Here is a 19,315-nt window from a genome sequence, read left to right on the forward strand (position 1 = left end):
GTGGGTACAAACAGGCAAGTCACATTTTATTCATAAAAAAAACACATATACATGCAAACAGATAACGAATCACAATCGGTAAATCATGAAGATGAAAGTAAAATCCGCAAATCTTTTAACCGCTCACAGCGCCCGTGGGCACAAATAAGAAGCTCCGACTCCTGGGGTATATTTAAGGTGATGTCTGAGTTTGTAAACGGTTACGAATCTATGGCCAAAATAGGTCCCTGTGTCTCTATTTTTGGCTCGGCACGTACCAAACCCGATCATCCACACTATAAAAATGCTGAAAAAATTGCTGCCAAACTGGTACGCCACGGTTATGGGGTAATTACTGGTGGTGGTCCTGGTATTATGGAAGCCGGAAACAAAGGAGCTTACGAACAAGGAGGTAAGTCGGTAGGGCTTTGTATCAATTTGCCATTCGAGCAAGGCAACAATGCTTATATTGACACTGATAAAGTCATCAACTTTGACTACTTTTTTGTGCGCAAGGTAATGTTTGTAAAATATGCCCAAGGTTTTGTGGTAATGCCAGGAGGAATGGGTACTTTAGATGAGCTTTTTGAAGCAATAACTCTTATCCAAACCAAAAAAATTGGTAAGTTCCCTATCATCTTGTTTGATAGCAGCTACTGGGGAGGGTTGGTTGATTGGCTTAAAAGCACTGTGGCACAAAAAGCGCACAATATCAATATAGAAGACCTGGATCTTTTTACCTTGGTAGATGACGTGGATGAGGCAGTGCAGGCAATTGACGAATTTTATAGTAACTATAACTTGTCACCCAACTTTTAAACGTTTTGAAAAACACACTATTAGTTATACTCTTGCTGGTCAACCTAGGACTGGCAGGGTATATTTTAACCTCTCAATCACAAGCATCTAACCAACCTACTCACCCAAGTACTGGTGTTCCGGCTCCACAAGCTTTCAAGTATACCAGTGTTCCCATTCCTTCATCGGTCAGTTTTGCCGGAGAAAAAGTACCGCTGCAAGACCCTGAAGTGCGCGAACGCCTCGAACAAGAGCTGGTACAAACTGCTTACCGTCATAGTCGCACCATCATGAACTACAAACGTGCCGGGCGTTGGTTTCCACAAATTGTACCCATCCTCAAAAAAAACAACATCCCCGAAGACTTCAAGTACATTGCCGTAGTAGAAAGCAACCTGCTCAACCTTATTTCGCGGGTGGGTGCCACCGGGTTTTGGCAGTTTATGCGCGCCACTGGCAAACAATACAAACTAGAGGTAAACAAAGAAGTAGACGAGCGTTACCATAGGCTCAAAGCCACTGAAGCCGCCTGTAGGTACCTGAACGACGCCCATGGTATTTTTGGCAACTGGGCGCTGGTGGCAGCTTCTTATAATCGAGGCATGGGGGGCATTCGCAGCAATGTAAACCGCCAAAAAGTAGCTTCATACTATGACCTGTTCCTCAATGCCGAAACTGCCAAGTATGTAATAAGGGCAGTAGCCGTCAAACTCATTTTTGAAAATCCCCAAAGCTACGGATTTCATATACCCGCCCAGCAACGCTACCAACCCATTGATTACCGCAAAGTAACTGTGACCGAGAGCATCCCCGATTTGGTTGATTTTGCCATTAAACAAGGCATAAGCTATAAAATACTCAAAGTGCACAACCCTTGGTTGCGCAGCAAAACACTGACTATTAAAAAAACAGGCGCCACCTATACCATTCTGATCCCCAAAGGCGCCAAATCCAACGAACCATTCAGGCAAGAAGACATCCCCAAGATTCGGTTGTAGTGGTGTATTTAGTGTGGGACTTTTCTTTCTGGCAGAGCTTTCTTATAAAAAATGAGAAACACTTGGTTACTTGTTTGAAAAAAGTAGATCTTCCTTCCTAACGACTTCGTTTGTGTCCCCACAAACGAATAAAAGTCAAAACCTCGAAATACGTTTATGCAATGAGGAGCATAGTAAAAAAATCGCTTAAAAATACTGTCACCGCCTCAGCGAGTGCCCCCACGCGCTGATCGAATCGCCAAAATTTGGATACTAAAAGATGTTTCAGGGGTAAAAAAATAGTAGCCTGACGGCTATGGTGGAGACATGAGCTGAGGCGATGACGGTACTTTTGAAAAACCGAAGCTACAGTTTTACTGTGCTGAGCTCAACGAAGTTAAAAGCTGTAGTGTCTTATAATCGACTTACTTTATTTTTTAGTTAATCGTATCGCTTATTTGCTACATTTGCCTCTGGCGGCTTCATTTAACTTACGTTGAGCTTGAGCTTCGCCCTGCGGTTTTTGAGGCCAAAAAACAAAGGAAAAAAGCCTGGACAGCATAAACTCACCCGCAATGCTGACCACCTCCCCGCGAGCAAAGCAACGCAAAGTACTACGCATAAGTTGCTGCAAGTGAAAGATATGTGTGAAAATCATAGTGCGTTTAGTCTGTAACAATTCATAGTATGTTTACTTTCAGTGGATGATGAGTTTGTGAATTATAAGGTAAGCATCTCTACCAACTCTTTTTTATGCCTTCTGCTCAAAGGAATAACGTGAGGCCCCATTTTGATAGACTCCTTATCCAGGTCTACCTCATCTATTTTTTGTAGATTTACCATATACGACTTATGCACTTTTATAAAAGCATCAGCAGGTAACTTGCGTGCCAAATCCTGCAACGACATCCTGGTCTTGAATTTTTCGTCCTCCAGGGCAATAGTAGAGTACTTTCGGTCTACCTTTAGGTAACAAATATCGGAAACATGTATGCGTCGCAATTGTCGTCCCACTTTCACAAAAAAACTTTCTTCGTCTTGCACCCTATTCTCTATCTCTTCAAAATCGTTTTGTTGGGTGTATTTATACAGCGCCAGTTCAACAGTACGCAACAAGGTACACTTGTCTACTGGTTTGGTAATGTAAGCAAAAGGATTGGTTCGCTTGGCCTTTTCAAATATATCAGGGTCTTGCAAAGAAGTAATAAAAATAAATGGAATGGGCGAGGCATACTCCCTGAGCTCTTGGGCAATATAAATACCATCCACCTTTCCGTTTACCTCAATATTGAGCAAGAGCAAGTCTGGTTGGGTGGCTTTGATAAGCCTTAGTGCCTGTGGTGCATTATTGGCTATGCCCACTACTTGGTGCCCTATGCTTTCAAGCAAAATTTCCAGTGCATCGGCATAAATTGGGTCATCTTCTGTAATTAAAATTTTCATGAGGGATGGTTGTTATTTGTATGTTGTTTTATAAAGAACACTCAACTCTTGTTCAGACATTCAAGCTGGTTGTTTGGTCAAAGGATAGGACAAATGTCTGCCAGGCTATAGAGCCAGTATCTTTAATTAGAAGGAATGCCTAAGCAAGTATTTGTTGAAGAGTCAGTGATATTGCTCTGAGACAATATGATTTACAAACCCAGGGGCAATGCTATGGTATTGACTACGATGCGTAAATGCTCAAATCTTGGTAAATTACCAGAATAGTTGTATCTGAGTGTAAATGCCTGACGTTTTATCAAAAAACAACCTATTGGTCATTCCTAAGCTGATTTTATTTAGTTGTATAGTAAAAGTACCTCTTCGAGTCGCGTCTACTATGTTTGTGACTATCTTTTACCCAAAATTACCCATTATTACCCACTAAAAAGGTGGAATGTATGAAAAACTGACAAAATTCGATGAAATATTCTTTTTTCTTCAAAATCATTGTTTATACCATTTTAGCTGCTGTTTACAGGCTTTGTTGGGCGAATATGGCCTTGCGAGTAGCCAATTATTGGCTGTTTTTACCTGTGTTTAGTGATGTGAAAAATAAGTAAAGTACAGTTAGCAAACACTTGATGTAAACCTTCTGATGGAGGCTGTTTTTTTATGATTGCCTTATTGCAACAGCCAGCTACCAAGCCTTATTAGTGACCGTTCTACGCTTAGTACAGCCCCAATGGGTGTATACCCTAAACCAAAGGCAAACCTGCCAAATGCCGCTTGTACCCCAAAAACAACCGGATAGACCCTAAAAACGACCTAATGATGCCTAAAAAGTGGAAAAGTAGCCCTCAATGCGTCAAAAAAATGCTCAGTAACAAAAAATAAAAATAAAATAAATTATATAATTGATTTGTAAAATACAATCAATAACCGCTTGTGTTGCAAAAACAACCGTTGAGCCCCTTTTTTTTTATGTTATAAAATCAGGTGGTAGCTTTGCGACTACTGCTAATCATACAACTAATAAATATTGAAATGGGAATAATGAATTTTCAAAATACAATGCACAAAGGGTAGTAAATAATGTGCGTAAGGCGCCTTTGGGTAACTATTGGCATTTCTTGTAAATAAATGCAGCCTTCCGTGGTTATAGCCTGGCAACCTTAGGAATGGTGAGAAATTAAATTGCTATTCTTGAGGTAGAGGTTTTGTTTTGAGACGAGGCTATTTTTTGCGCCCATAGCAGCGCTACGGGCAATAACCGATGGCTACAGCTACGCTGTGCCGAGCTCTGCCAAAGGCTAAAAATAACGAAGTATCAAGGCGAAAAATCACCTCTCAGAGTGTAAATTTATTTTTGAACAATTCCTTAGGCATCACGATAGTATTTTGCATCAGTAAATGGCCATTCTTTTATTGCGCTTAGTTGGGTGGTAATACACAAACTGCGTTTGTTTGTGGGCAGTATTATAGTTGTATTATACAATTATAAAAGCTTGTGATTCAGCAAGTTTCTTTAACACTAAAAATGGTTGAAAAATAATTTTTGCAAGTCTTTATGTTTAATCAATACAAAATCAAGTACCCCAAAGGAAGCGCAAGAAGCGCCCTGGTTTTTGGTGTCCTCGTCAAAGTAAGCCTGGTAGTAACTACTGCTGTGGTGGCGTTGTTTGTGGCTTGGTGGGGTGGCAACACTATGAAAGACCTCACCAATGAAAGCTTTTCTCAAAAAGAAAGTAGTACCAGACCGACAAAAGTTAGCTTGTTTTTTACTCCAGATACTTCCCGCAATACCAGCACACCCCTGGCAGTCGCCCAACAACTCACCAACGGCAGTGCTGTGGCTACCCAGGCAAAATACAGTAGTCAAGTAGGCACCAGCGAAGGAGCGCCTATATTTGCTGGGCGTTTCCGTTTGGGTATGAATGCCCACCAGCCTTTAACTATTTTGGGAAAAAAACACCTGTTGGTAGGCGAAGAAGCTGTTTATAAAATAAAGGGAGCCTCTGAGCAATATGTGCGTACCTATCAATGGACGATTCCTGAGGGGTTGACGCCAATGGATGCCAAAGGACAAGCAATAAACTTTGACGCCAACAAAGACAATACTTTCTTCACAAGTGGTGGTGTCTTGCGCCTGAAGGCAACCAAGGAGGTAAACAAGGGGGAGCTAAAGGTACAAATGAAAAGAGCTGGCGAAGTAGAGAACAAGGGCTACGGGTTTGAAAATGGCATAAATACGGAAGCTTCAGGGACAATACTCATTACAGCTATTGCCAATGAGGGCTTAGCCCAACCCGCTGGCATACAACAGACAGGACTCTTTAAAGCTTTTGAAGTAACTATTGAGGGTAATCCACTGGTACTTGATGACGATCCGGTCTCGTATGTGGCAAAGCTAGAAAGCATAACAGGTATTCCTATTGATGTATCTGACTATACATTTGAGTGGAAGGTGTCGAATAATGGTGTAGAAGTAAGTCAAAACAAGGATAATATTAATATCAAGTGGGTAGGTGATGGTACAGTTTCGGTTACATTAACAGGGAAATTAGCTGGTTTTACAATAACTCGGAGCGCAGAACTGAAAGTGGCAAGAACTAAGCTGTTAAGCTCATCAAATTCAAATATTATATGCGCTGATATTGCACATCATTATGAGTTGGAAGCGCCACCCACCCCTTCTATACTTGTTGAGTGGGAAGTTGAACATGGAATGATAAAGAAGAGTGATGGTACATTCACGCAAACGCTGTCAGTCCAGAGTAATGAAAAGGTTGAGATAATTTGGCAGGGAGGCGATAATGGCGAGGGAGCAATAGAACTAATTACAGAGATAAATGATAAGCCGTATCTTTACCGTCAGGCAGTATTTGTGAGTAAAAAGCCTGCGAACCTTAATTTTAAACAAGCACAATACACCTACTGCAAAAACGGCAGTCCTGTGATACTCACTCCTGCAATAAAAAAAGAGGCAGACGGTACAATTATGTTTTATAAGGTAAACAAGGGGGGAGCGGATGAGGTAATAAACCAAGAGTTTGTTCCGGCCGATGGTGAAAATGAAGTAGAAGTATATTATGCATATACTATAGGCAAATGTTCGTATGAGTCTTCTCATTGCAAAGTGCTTACGTTTAGTACTTCACCAGTTGATTTTACTATAAAAAATAGTTCAACCATTACAAAAACAGACACCACAGGCAACCAGCCAATCACATTTTGTAGCACAAATGCTGACACAACGAGTAAAATAATTTTGAAACTATCCGGCAATACGCCTACCTCAGGGGGTAAGTTTGAGGTAACCAATAGCAGCACTCACCAGCAAGTAGGAGGGCTTATAGAGGTTGACAAAGGCGAAACCAGTGTGAGCCTTGACTACAGTTTATTGGCCGTTGGGGGAGTTTTTACAATTACTTATACCTTAAATGAGTCTTGCGCTCAATCTGTAAGCAGAAATATACGAGTCCTTGCGCGTGTGTCTAACCTTGACATTCAATTAACAAACGGCTCAGAAAATGAGACAAACAGAAGCTTTTGTGTCAGTCATACTAAGCAATACAGCTTTGCCCTGGAGCAACCTGCCAATATTGTGACACATAAAGGCGATTTTTATATCAGGCGAGCAAGCGGCACCCACTATACTGCTGATGACTTTGCTTCACAAGGCTTTGTGAAAATCACAGGTTTTGACCCACAAAATCCTATGGGTACAGCTGACCAACCAAGTGGTGGAGGTGTATCAATCATTCAACAAAATGCCAATGCGGGACAATACGACGTTGTGTATGTTTATCAATACATTGCTGGAGAAAATGATAAAAAATATCCTTGCAGGTATATCTCCGACGTGCTCACTGTCTCTCTTGAGCGGTTGCCCATATTGACAATAGAAGGGTTACAAGGGGCATATTGTCACAACGAAAGCAAGGGAAGCATTGAAGTGTTTGATCAGGGCAATCAAGCGGGTGATTCAGTGTTGGTACTGACCCAGCTTGAGTATAAAAGTGGCGATGCTTGGGTAAAAATGCCAGGCAACGACCCTACAAAGTTAGCGGCTGCCATATACGAGGTGAGGGCTACCCATACCAACAATGCTGGTTGTACCAACAAATCTAAGATCAAGAAGGTAAAAGTATCAGAAGAGCCTACGGGGTTCAAAGCATATATTAGCAAAGTATACCATGAGCAAGCCATGCATTTTGTAGCGGTTGAAGGCAGCCGGGTTAAAAACTGGGACTGGATGATTGATGGAGTGGCCACCAGTGCCCGAAAAGCAAAGCATATACCCAATCGCAAATCAGACAATATTAGTTATTCGCTGACTGCCAGCACCGAATTATGTCAGGCTTCTCTTCAGAATGAATTCAGGCTTGATTTTGATTTTGAAGGGCATTGTGTCGGTGGGGGCTCTACCCTTACCAACCATTCGGTAATAAGAACCAAGACTGGGCAAAACGAGTTAGGGGAGGTCACCTGGACAATTGCCGATAAAGATGGTCATATCATCGAAACCCTCAACGGAACCAGTCAGCACATCAACTATTTTTTTCCCACGGCTGGAGAGTATTGGATTACCCTTACTATGGTCAACAAAGCACAAAATGTAACCTATGAGCTCAAAAGAAGGGTAGATATTTTTGACTTAGTAATAGTAACCAAGGGGGCAAATTACCTGGAGACCTTTGAAAATGGAGCAAAAAGCTGGGTAAGCAGGGGAGTAGTGACCCAAAACCAAGCGTTTGTTGGCAAAACCAGCTGGAGGCTGAAACGCCTGAGCAATGCCCATGAAGACGTGATCAAAGGAAACCAAGGAATGGTTTGGATGACTGATAATGGGAGCGCACCCCATTATTACAACAACGAACAATCGTATGTAGAGAGTCCTTGCTTTGACCTGAGCGACTTGGACAAACCGATGGTATCGCTGCGTTATTGGTCGCATACCGACAGTGGAGCCGATGGAGTGGTGTTGTTGTATACTTTAGACGATGGCAAAAGCTGGCGAAGGGTAGGCAACAAAGCCCGCGCAATAGAAGGCTGGTATAATGACCGGGGAATTTTGGGGGCACCGGGTAGCGCCAGCAGCATAGAAGGTACCAATGCCAACGAAGGCAACCAAGGGTGGACAGGCACCGATAGCACCTGGCGTACTACAGCCTACAACCTGAGCAATGTAAGACAGGAGATGTTGGCACAAAATACGTCGCGGGTAAGGTTTAGAATTGCCTTTGGAAGCAACAACGACAACCCCTCGGCTCGGTATGAGGGTTTTGCTTTTGACAATTTCGGTATAGGCAATCGCAACCGCACCCTATTGCTCGAATACTTTACCAACAATAAAGCAGACAATGCGGTAGGGCTGGACAAGGAGGTAAAGTTTTTTCCTTATGCCAATGACAGTACCCACGCTGAAATCATCAGCATACACCACCATGTGGGGTTTCCTGGGGTAGACGAGCTCAACGAATATAATACCAAAGATGCCAGTGGCAGAGCGTTTTACCACGGAATAAAAAGTGCTCCTACGGCGGTAATTGATGGTTTGAACACCCACCACCACCCTCATAATGAGGTCTCAAGCTTGTTTTATGAGCAACGGGTGCTGAGCGTGTCTCCTTTTAAGGTTGTGGTAGCGCCCACCACTACCGACACAGGAACACTGAGAATAAAAACTAAAATAACGGCGCTCGAAAAATTTGATCGTAAAGTAGTCATTCAAGTGGCAGTGATAGAAGATGAGGTGGTGTCTGAAGACAATGTTTACCACAATGTGATGCGTAAAATGTTGCCCGATGCTGCGGGGACTTATTATGACCATTCCTGGAAGCCTGGCGATGCGTATGACCTTGATTTGCGGTGGAACGTAAATGACCTGCCAATGAAATCGTACCGGGTAGTAGTATTTGTAGAAGATTACGTGACCAAAGAAGTGCACCAGGCAGCCGTAAGTACTGTACAAACGCTGCACCAAGGCGAGGGACAAGCCGACCAGGGGGTAACCGGGCTAAACCATCAGGTGGTAAGGTCAGGAGTACTGCTTTTTCCGAACCCGGCAAATGATGAAGTACAACTCAAGCTCCACCCAAACCAACAGCTTAAGTCTCAGGCTGCCTGGGAGGTGAGTACTATCCACGGACAAATTGTAGACAGTGGTGTCTGGCGGCAACACCAGCGCGGCATACGGGTAAAAGTGGGGCGTTTGATAAGAGGTGTTTACCTAGTGCGGGTATTTGATGCTGAGCGGATATTTTTTCTCAGATTTGAGAAAAAATAATCACACTAAACGACAGGGTTTTCTTATAAAAGATTATTTAGGAGAATATACCCCCTAAAAACCATATTTCCGCCTCGCCCGCTCCGAGCTTGTCCTCGGAGGGTAGGTCTTCACGCCCGATCGAAACTTCGTACTTTACAAGCTTCAGAGAGGTTGCTCATTTTTTATAAGAAAGCCCTACACTAAACGATTACCAATGTAGCAAACTAAAATGCCTGCGTTTATTGAATGCGGGTATTTTTTTTACCCTGTTCTTTTAAGTCTTCCGACTTGCATTGCGAATGCAAAGCCAACCCTTACGGAACATTAAACACAGCGTGGGGAGCTACCGACTTTTAACTACGCTTTTTGTAAGTTATTGAAAATCAACGTGATACAAAAGTGTAGTTGCTTAGGGAACAGGGTGTACCTAGCACCTAGCACCTAGTTAGAGCCTTGTTAGGGCTCCGGACTAATTAACTCCGGACTAAACCGAATTTACTCAAAAAACAACCGGACATACCCAAAAAACATCCTGATAGCCCCAAAAGGAGCCATTGTTCATTGTGAAATTGAGTAAAAAAACGGGATGAATCATACGAATAGTGATGTTTTTTATGTGTATGCTACAACTATAAACCGCTCATACCTTAAAAACGACCGTTGAGACCCTTTTTTTTCATGCTAAAAAACAAGGTTGTAGCTTTGTTGTCACTGCTAATTATACAACTGTAAATATTGAAATGAAAAATAGCGTATCACAAAATACAATGCCTCCACTGCAGGTAGTGGATGGCGTATGTGCTATACTATCGGGCGTCCCTTTATATTTTCTGCAAATAAATGCAGGGCTTCAAGGCAATCATTTGATGCCATCAGGCAAGGCTGATGTACTGTCGCCAGTAGCCATTACACGTCTATTAGGTTTGTTTTAGTTTTATTGGGTTGGGTTGTGGTGTATGCTCTCTACGTGTTTATTTATAGTTGTATTATACAATTGTGATAACAAAACGCAAGGATTAAAAAGGCGCTATCCGATCATTTTGTATGCGTCTAAATTATGGTACACAAAAAAATAATTCCTACAAAAATTTATGCTTAATCAATACAAAACCAAACACCTTGCGGAAGGTGTGGCAAAGACCCTCAAACGTGGGGCGGTTGCCAAAATAACCCTTACTGTGGTGGCTACCACCCTGCTATTGCTTGTTGCCAATGCCTGGTATGCGCCCAACCTGTGGAATTTTAGCCAAGGCAAAGCAACTACTAATGCCCAGGTTCAGCTTAAGGTACAAGCCAAAAACGACTTTTACGAAAGTACTCCCTCGGCTGGCTACCCGGTAACTATTGTGCCAGTGGGAATCAAAATTACCCAGGATACAGTCAAATTTTGCGAAGGTACCACCGAAACACAACCCTTGACTGAACTCGTTTTGCAAGAAACTGGCAAGGGGGATTTTTCTGGAAAAGACACTCTGGTATTAGCGTTGTCAGACCAAGATTTCACCTTGGGTAACGACAATCTTAAAATTATGGCAAAGTTTCAAGATCCTCAGGATGGCAAGTTTCAAAATCTTAAAACACCACTGCAAGAAAAATTTCAGGTAAACATTACAAATGAAAATCAATTACAACTAGTGTATGATTTTACTGGTGATGCCTTCAAATCAAGGGTAGATCAACTGAAAATCAGCGGCTTAACAGTGACTCCCAAAACTGAGGCTACAGCCTCAGTGGTTACTTTACGTCCAACCCCTGATAGCTTCAAAGCTATCAAGGATTGGAAGGGGGTGTTTAGAAACACCGACTTTGGCTGGTTTACCATGGTAGGTAAACCCACCAATGTTACAGATATAGAGGTTGTTAAACTGAGTAATCAACAATTGCGCCTGGTAGCAGTTGGCGCAAGTCATGCTACCCACTATCAGTGGACATTGCCTGCGGGGGTGGCGCTGGCGGGGGAAGCCCTTACCGATAAAGTAACCGTTGAATTTACCAACACTTCCATTATTACTATACAGCATGATCCTGCGGCTAATTTATCTGACTTGACAGTGACAGTAAAAAGTAAAAATGCTACTTGTGAAAGTAATGATTTTAACACTGACTTATCAAATGATTTAAACATCGAGGTCAACTTTCAAACCATTGACACACTTTTATGTGTAGGTGGTACACCTATAGCTGTGCCTCAACACATAGTATGTACAGAAGCTGAAAAAAATGCCTTTAGTACACAAGGTGTGACAGTTGAATTAACCACAGGCTTTAAGTTACTGGCAAAACCCAGGGTGTTTTTTGGTAAGAAAGGGGAAAAACTTAAAGAAATAACCGACGTAGCATATACCACTGATCAACGAGGCATTGGATTTAGTCTGGAAGATTTGGAAAAAGATGATGAGCTCAACCAATTAGAAATTCGTGGGGTAGTAGTACAAGCTACCAAAGCCACCAGTGCCAACCGACAAGCCCTTTTGCGGGCATCGGGTTTGTCTAGCCGTACCTTGTCTTTGGCAAGCTTCATCCGTTACGACCCGCCCCCAACCCCTGAGTTTTTGGAGGTACCTTCGTTGCTTTGCAAAAACACCAGTGTTACCTTTTCGGTGAAGCCGCAGTCGGGGTTTAAATACAGCTGGGGATTGCCGGTAGGGGTGACCATTAAACCATCATCATTACCTACTGCGTCTCGAATAATGGTAAACATAGGCAACAGTTTCAATGGAGGCATGCTTAAGGTTACTGCCACTTCCACCCATGGTTGCAAAAGTGCAACGGTGAGTAAGTTGCTTGCTGCGCCACCTGCAAAGCCTCTCGATGTAATAACGATTGAGGGAAAAGACAATTTATTTGTGGGCGAAGAGGCTACCTACACCGCAAAAGATGGGCAACCCGCCGCTACTTACCAGTGGACAGTTCCTGTGGGTCTGGAGCCAGTTGGTGATTTTGAGACTATAAGTAACAACACTATCTCAACTACAGAACCTACGCTAAAACTAAAAGCAACCAGTACAGTAGATAAGGTTGATTTAAAAGTACAAGGAGTAAATGCCTGTGACGATAAGGGCGAAGCAGCTACTAAAAGTATTACCAGTGTTCAGTCTGCGGTTGAATTTGTGCCTGTTATCATTGAAAATATCTGCCCTGAAGCACAAAACTTTGCCATAGGTGACATTATAATTAAGGAACAGTTTGTAAAGGATTTTAAAGGAGCAGGATCATTGGTGCTGACAAGCGAAGATGTTTCTTTGGTTGATTCTAAGACTGATACTGATCCTTTGACTGTAACAATAGATGCAGCAGGTTTAGGTAATGATAAATTTAGTGCTTCAGTGACAGATAATAAGCTTACCATCAGCTATAATTTTGATGATAGCTTTGATCACAGTGGCATCAATACTATGGTCATCAAAGGGTTGAAGATCAACTTAAAGAATAATACCCCCACCCAACTGAGTTTTACTACAGACCTTACATCATCTACCCTAAACATAGGCGACTCTTATGTATTTGCGCAAATAGGATCATGGGTTACTTTTGATACCAATGAGGCAGAGGTGAAGATTTATAAGGAATCCTCGGTTTCGTCTACACCGATTAATACGTTATGTGCGACAACTAATACTTATACTTTGAAGGCAACTGGCATAGAGGGGGCCACGAGTTATGAGTGGACATTGCCTAGCGGTTTGGTTTTTAAGAACGATGGAGATAACAATAACAACACTGTTGAAGTAAGACTAAACAACACTGTAACCTTAGCAGATGGCGACCTGGAAATATCAGTAGTTGGTAAAAAAGAGGGGATACAATGCGAAAGTAATATGGTAACGCATACGATCAAGGTATTGACCAAATTTGCCAAGGATGTAAAACCGAAATTTACCAATACTATTAAACACATTTGCCAGAAAGAGGGTGAAATAAAGTCGTTAAGCGTGGAAAAAATAGAAGGAGCAACCCACTATCAGTGGACATTGCACGATGCGCTTGAAGCCGTTACACCCGACGAGGGAGTAAACAAAGCGGATAATGTTATTCTTACTTCAGGCACTACCCTTTGGTTTAAAGTGAAAAGCACTGCATCGTTTGGCACAGAGAAAGAAGGTGTAAAGATAGGAGTAAAAGGAGTGAAAATGACTGATGAGAATACCTGCAGCATTACTACAGATGAAGAAAATTCGGGAAATTTCACATTGTATGGCGCACCTGAGAAAGTAAATATTGAGGGTATAGAGGAGGGAAAAGTATTTGCGAAAAACGGCAATGATATATTACTGGAAGGCACGCCCGTAGGCGGATATTTCAAACTCACCAAAGGGATTATTACTAAAGAAGAAAATGGTGAGTTGAAAACTTACTTCTCACCAGAGAAGGCAGGCATAGATGAACATACCCTTACCTATGTATATACAAATGGAGAGTGTGAGTGGAATGCTTCAAGAACAGTGAAAGTAGTAAAAGCGACCAGCACTGGGTTGGCTACACAGTGTAGAACTACTACTGAGGCGAAGTTTTCACTACCTACCAAAACAAACGATGGGTGGTTGTTGTATGCCGTGATTGAGGAGTTGGGTACAGACGGAAAATCAGTGATTACAAAAAATGACGCACAAAATACCGATGCTCCCACCCCTATGCTGATTACAGACAGTAAAGCAAAAGCGCTAAATTGTGAGTCACCTGCCATCAAAGATAATATAGACAACATTAAAAAACTGAATGCTGATAGCAATTATCATTACAAGCTTGATCCTTCTAGGGTAACAGGAACTTCTATAACCGTAAAAGCAGTGTATGTAAAGCTTATAGGTGATGCTTGTGTGGGGGTTAACACCTTTGATAAGGAGTCTGTGGAAATATTACCCCTTCCGACTAAGCCGACAATAGCTCCCTCGTTTTCGGCAAAAATATGTACAAACAAACAAGGGGTGTATCAAGTGAACTCGCCTCACCCTGAATATATTTATGAGTGGGCAGTAGAAGAGTCTAATGGCTTGTCAGGGTCGTCTGGCTACACTTTTAAAGAAGGCATAACAACAGGAACTTCGGTAACAATTAACTGGACATTGCCAGGCGTTAAAAAGGTGACAGTAACTGCCAAACAGGAGCTAGCAGCTTGTGCATCAGGGTCATCAGAGCCTATAAAAGTACAAGTAAAAAGCCCTTTTAACGTAAGCATTAAAGGTTCTCCTATTGCATTGAATGATCAAGCTATTCCATATACTGTTGAACTGAAAGATCATGAAGGTAAGACAATTAATAACATAGAGCACAACTATAGCTTTAGATGGACTATTGAAAATGGAAAGGGAACAACAAACCCCAGAGCTTCTAATAACATACAATGGTCAGCTAGTGGCAAAGTATCAGTCAAAGTAACCGAGAAAGCGCCTAATAATAATTCTGATTATATACCATTGATGTGTGCCCAAATGGCAACTTTTGAGGTTGTAAAGACTGAGTTAAACTCAATGAAGGGGTGTGCCGAAACCACCACGGCCTATAAGTTAGACAACCCACCAGCTACTCCAGTAAATATTACCTGGACAGTGGAGGGTGGTGCCCTCAAAGATGAAAATGCTTCTATAATTGCCCAAAGTGATGAAAGCATACAGGTAACCTGGAGCAACATAGCCTCAGGAACAATCAAGGCAAGTATAGGAGAAGGGGATACTGAGTACGAGCAAACGTTTACAATAAATATTGATGAAAAACCTGAAAACCTTGCCTTGAGTGAAGATGTATATAAATACTGTGACAACGATGAAAAAGTTAGCCTCACGTCGAAAGTAACATTGCCAACTAGAACGCTTACCTTTTATGAAGTGAAGGGTGCTGATATTGATGAAGAAATTACAAACCCAAATGCGTATAACCCTAAGAATGATACTGTAACAGTCTATTTTGTATACACGACTGACAATGGCTGTAAGTATGTTTCAAAGAAGGCGGAAGTATTAAAAGTACCTCCTTCAAAGGTTAATTTTACGGTAAATGTGGGAGCAGGTTCAAATATTACCAAAACAGGTTCTATAGGCAAACAACCCATCACATTTTGTAGTACAAATGATGATGAAAACCACACATTGGTTTTTAAACTAGCCGATGCTACGAGCAAGGAGGGAGGCAAGTTTGTGATAACTAATAAGAATACTAATCAACAAATAGGAGACACTATTGAACTTGCGGCTGATGAAACCGAGGCTGAGTTTGCCTATAGCCTGTTAAATGCAGGAGGAAATTTTATAATGACTTATACCTTAAACGAACTTTGTCCTCAGCCCAAAAACATAGAGATTAAGGTGCTGAGACGTGTTGCCAACCTCGATGTAAAACTGCGGAAGACCGGAAGTAATGATGCGCACACCAGTTTTTGTGCAAGTGACGGAGGTTCATACGACTTAATGCTTGAGGGTTTTCCCGTGAATACTAACACAGTTGGAAGCTTTCACATCAAACGTATCTCAGGACCTAAATATTCAAAGGGTGAAGGCTTTGTGGAGATAACCGGTGAACAGCCAAAACTGAACCCTAGCAATCCTATGCCAGGAGAAATCCCGCCGGGTGATGATGCTTCTACTGAAGAAATAAATCAAAATGCAGGACAATACAAGATTGAATACCGCTATAAATATAGAAAAGGCGACACAGAAGAGACCTATCCCTGCGAATATACTTCTGATGTGCTTACTGTTACAATTAACCCATTGCCTAAACTAACCATCGAAGGCTTAAAAGACACCTATTGCCGCAACGAAGCCAAGGGAAGCATTGAAGTGTTTGACCAAGGCAACAAAGACAATACGTCGGTATTGGTATTGACCCAGCTTGAGTACAAAAATGATAGCGTGCCTAAAAATGGTAATCAATGGTCTAGCGTGCCCAAAAATGACCCTACCAGGCTGACGCCAAGCGAAACTCCTTACGAAATAAGGGCGAGACATACCAATAGTGCAGGCTGTACAAATGTTTCTGCCCCTCGGAAAGTAAAAGTATTGTCGGAGCCTACCGGAGTAAAGCTCTTTGTTAGTAAGATATACCATGAGCAGGCAATGTATTTTAAGTCTACCCAAGCCGAACCCAAAGCCAACGCCACCGAAGGTTGGGAGTGGGTCATCAACGGATCGGTTACAAATACCAAGGAGACCATGTACGCCACTAAAAACAATAGCGGAAATATTAGTTATTCGATGACCGCCAACATTAAAGCCTGTAAAAAGATCGTCAAAAAAGACTTTAAGCTTGATTTTAGCTTTGAAGGACACTTGGTGGGTGGCACCTCTACCCTGACCAACAAGTCAAGCTTGAGAAACGAAAACGGAGAAGATGAGTTAGGCAACGCCAAATGGACAATTGCCGATAAAGCGGGTAATATCCTAGGCTCTTTGGATGCAAAAAATGAGCGGGTCACCTATTCTTTTGCCAAAGCTGGCGAGTATTGGATCACCCTTACTTTGGTCAACAACGCAAAAGACGTAACCTATGAACTCAAAAGGAGGGTAGATATATTTGACGTAGTAACCATTACCAAAGGAGAAAATTATATTGAACACTTTGAAAACGGGGCAAAAAGTTGGGTAAGCCGAGGAGTGGTTACCCAAAACCAACAGTTTGTCGACAAAACCAGTTGGCAACTAAAACCCTTGAGCAATGCCAACAGAGACGTGATCAAAGGAAACCAGGGAATGGTGTGGATGACCGACAACGGGGATCAAACCCATTATTACAACAACGAACAATCGTATGTAGAGAGCCCTTGCTACAACATCAGCGACCTGGACAAACCCATGGTATCGTTGCGTTATTGGTCGCATACTGACAAAGGAGGCGATGGGGTAGCCTTGTTATACACTATAGATGACGGCAAAACCTGGCAAAAGGTAGGCAAGAAAACCCCCGAAATAGAAAACTGGTACAACGAACAAGGTATTTTGGGTGCTCCGGGTAGCTCTAGTGATGCAAATGCCAACAAAGAAAACCAAGGTTGGACAGGTGCCGATACTACCTGGCGTACTACTGCCTACACCTTGAGCAATGTAAGGCAAGCCATGTGGGCACAAAACACGTCGCTGGTAAGGTTTAGAATTGTCTTTGGGAGCAATAGCGACAACCCTCCTAGCCAGCATGAAGGCTTTGCCTTTGATGATTTTAGTATCAGCAATCGTAACCGTACTTTATTGCTGGAGTATTTTACCAACCATGGGGTGCCAGGAGCCGAGACTTTGGACAAAGAAGTGAAGTTTTTTCCTTACAACAACGGCAATACAAGCACTGAAATCATCAGCATACATCACCATGTGGGTTTTCCTAAGGCAGACGAGCTCAACGAGTACAATTCCAAAGATGTAAGTGGCCGTGCTTTTTACCACGGGATAAAAAATGCTCCAATGGCAATCATCGATGGGTTAGACACGAGCCGTCACCCCCAGAATGAAGTATCGAGTTTGTTTTATGACCAACGGATACTGAGTGTGTCTCCCTTTAATATTACCATAGAGCCCTCTCAGGTGGCCAACCGACAGATGAAGATAAAAGCCCGCGTAACCGCACTCGAAAACTTTGATCGACCAGTAGTAATACAAGTGGTAGTCATAGAAGACGAAGTGCCATCGCAAGGCAAAACTTACCACCACGTAATGCGTAAAATGCTGCCCGATGCTGCGGGTACCTATTACAAACATACCTGGAAACCCGGCGACTCATACAACCTCGACTTGAGACCGTGGGACGTAAGCGACCTGACAATGAAATCGTACCGGATAGTAGTATTTGTAGAAGATTATGATACCAAAGAAGTGCACCAGGCAGCGGTAAGCTCTACCCAGGCATTGCGTCAGGACGAGGGACAAGCCGGGCAGGAAGTAACCGGGCTGGACAAGCGCATTGTAAAGTCAGGCATATTGCTTTTTCCTAACCCGGCAAGCAATGAAGTACAACTCAAACTTGCCCCCCAACAACAGCTCAAGTCTCAGGCTGCCTGGGAGATCAGCAACCTCAACGGACAGGTTGTGGGCAGTGGAGTTTGGCAACCACACCAACGCAATATGCGGGTAAAGGTAGGGCATCTATCGCAAGGCGTTTACCTGTTCCGGGTGTTTGACGTAAACCGGGTGTTTTTGCTCAGGTTTGAGAAAAAATAACATTCCTTAATTAATGTGGTTTAAAATGCCTGCGCTCTTTGGGTGCAGGTATTTTTTTTACCAAACCTCAATACCAATAGTCCATAGTTGATTCGAGTAAATGTTCACCTTGTTAAATGCTGTAAACCAGTATTTTATATTAAGATTGCGTACTCAATTTATTTTTAAAAGTGTGTCGGTTTTACGCCTAAACACCCAATTAAATAGTTTTTAAACTCATCAATAACTGATAGCTAACAACCAACTTTGACTAAAATTACTGCGGAGTATTGTCAATACAGGGAAAAAAAACTGGAAAAAAAATGCGCATGATCGGCATCTAAGTACTTGCAATTTGTGGCAGTCGTGACCTACTTTCAACCTACACAGTGCCCCCACAGCGCCTTTATCATATTTGCAAATATGCGTATGGTAGCCGCATGCCCCTACATAACCCCCTGGCGAGCTTTTGGGTACTCAAGTGCAAAGCCCTAAGGCCAACCCAAGAAGTTGTTTTTCGGTTTGAAAGCCCTTCTAAGAAGTATACTGGTTTAATTTGCTGTAAACCAATACTTTGATCAATGACCGCCTACTTGTAATTAGCTTCGCAGCACTTCCTCCGGTCGGTTCGTAATTGAAAAATTCGTAATTAAACTACCACAGGGCGACATGAACAATGCCCCTCGTCAATTCAAAAACAACTTACTTTTGAACAACCTCCCGGCGAGCTTTTACCACTTAGGCCTCCA

The 19,315-nt window shown here is 42.4% G+C and carries 6 protein-coding genes; 5 read left to right on the plus strand and 1 reads right to left on the minus strand.

The genetic code is table 11. From position 1 onward, the window contains the following. Window positions 1-51: 51 nt before the first annotated feature. Complete coding sequence (locus M23134_RS32195; protein WP_002703931.1) at window positions 52-798, plus strand: LOG family protein; 747 nt, start codon at window positions 52-54, stop codon at window positions 796-798. 5 nt (window positions 799-803) lie between these two features. Further along, window positions 804-1,775 (plus strand): lytic transglycosylase domain-containing protein, encoded by a 972-nt coding sequence (locus M23134_RS32200; RefSeq protein ID WP_045114776.1) that lies wholly within the window; start codon window positions 804-806, stop codon window positions 1,773-1,775. 699 nt (window positions 1,776-2,474) lie between these two features. Here M23134_RS32200 and M23134_RS32210 read toward each other — a convergent pair. After that, window positions 2,475-3,197 carry a LytR/AlgR family response regulator transcription factor gene (locus tag M23134_RS32210; RefSeq protein ID WP_002703936.1) on the minus strand — a complete coding sequence of 241 codons (723 nt, stop codon included), beginning with the start codon at window positions 3,195-3,197 and terminating at the stop codon, window positions 2,475-2,477. Window positions 3,198-4,746: 1,549 nt separating this feature from the next. Between M23134_RS32210 and M23134_RS32215 the strand changes: the two genes are divergently transcribed. The 3 genes from M23134_RS32215 (at window position 4,747) to M23134_RS32220 (ending at window position 18,587) form a co-directional block, all read left to right on the plus strand. Then, complete coding sequence (locus tag M23134_RS32215) at window positions 4,747-9,468, plus strand: T9SS type A sorting domain-containing protein (protein ID WP_002703938.1); 4,722 nt, start codon at window positions 4,747-4,749, stop codon at window positions 9,466-9,468. Window positions 9,469-10,190: 722 nt separating this feature from the next. Further along, window positions 10,191-10,382 (plus strand): hypothetical protein, encoded by a 192-nt coding sequence (locus tag M23134_RS41505; RefSeq protein WP_002703940.1) that lies wholly within the window; start codon window positions 10,191-10,193, stop codon window positions 10,380-10,382. Window positions 10,383-10,541: 159 nt separating this feature from the next. Then, window positions 10,542-18,587 carry a T9SS type A sorting domain-containing protein gene (locus tag M23134_RS32220; RefSeq protein ID WP_002703942.1) on the plus strand — a complete coding sequence of 2,682 codons (8,046 nt, stop codon included), beginning with the start codon at window positions 10,542-10,544 and terminating at the stop codon, window positions 18,585-18,587. Window positions 18,588-19,315 lie beyond the last annotated feature (728 nt).

The sequence above is a fragment of the Microscilla marina ATCC 23134 genome (assembly GCF_000169175.1).
Lineage (GTDB): Bacteria > Bacteroidota > Bacteroidia > Cytophagales > Microscillaceae > Microscilla > Microscilla marina.

Bases quoted from the DNA above. Each gene is read 5' to 3' on its own strand.
- M23134_RS32215 (WP_002703938.1), top strand. From the start codon at position 4,747: ATGTTTAATCAATACAAAATCAAGTACCCCAAAGGAAGCGCAAGAAGC.
- M23134_RS32210 (WP_002703936.1), bottom strand. From the start codon at position 3,197: ATGAAAATTTTAATTACAGAAGATGACCCAATTTATGCCGATGCACTG.
- M23134_RS32220 (WP_002703942.1), top strand. From the start codon at position 10,542: ATGCTTAATCAATACAAAACCAAACACCTTGCGGAAGGTGTGGCAAAG.
- M23134_RS32195 (WP_002703931.1), top strand. From the start codon at position 52: ATGCAAACAGATAACGAATCACAATCGGTAAATCATGAAGATGAAAGT.
- M23134_RS41505 (WP_002703940.1), top strand. From the start codon at position 10,191: ATGAAAAATAGCGTATCACAAAATACAATGCCTCCACTGCAGGTAGTG.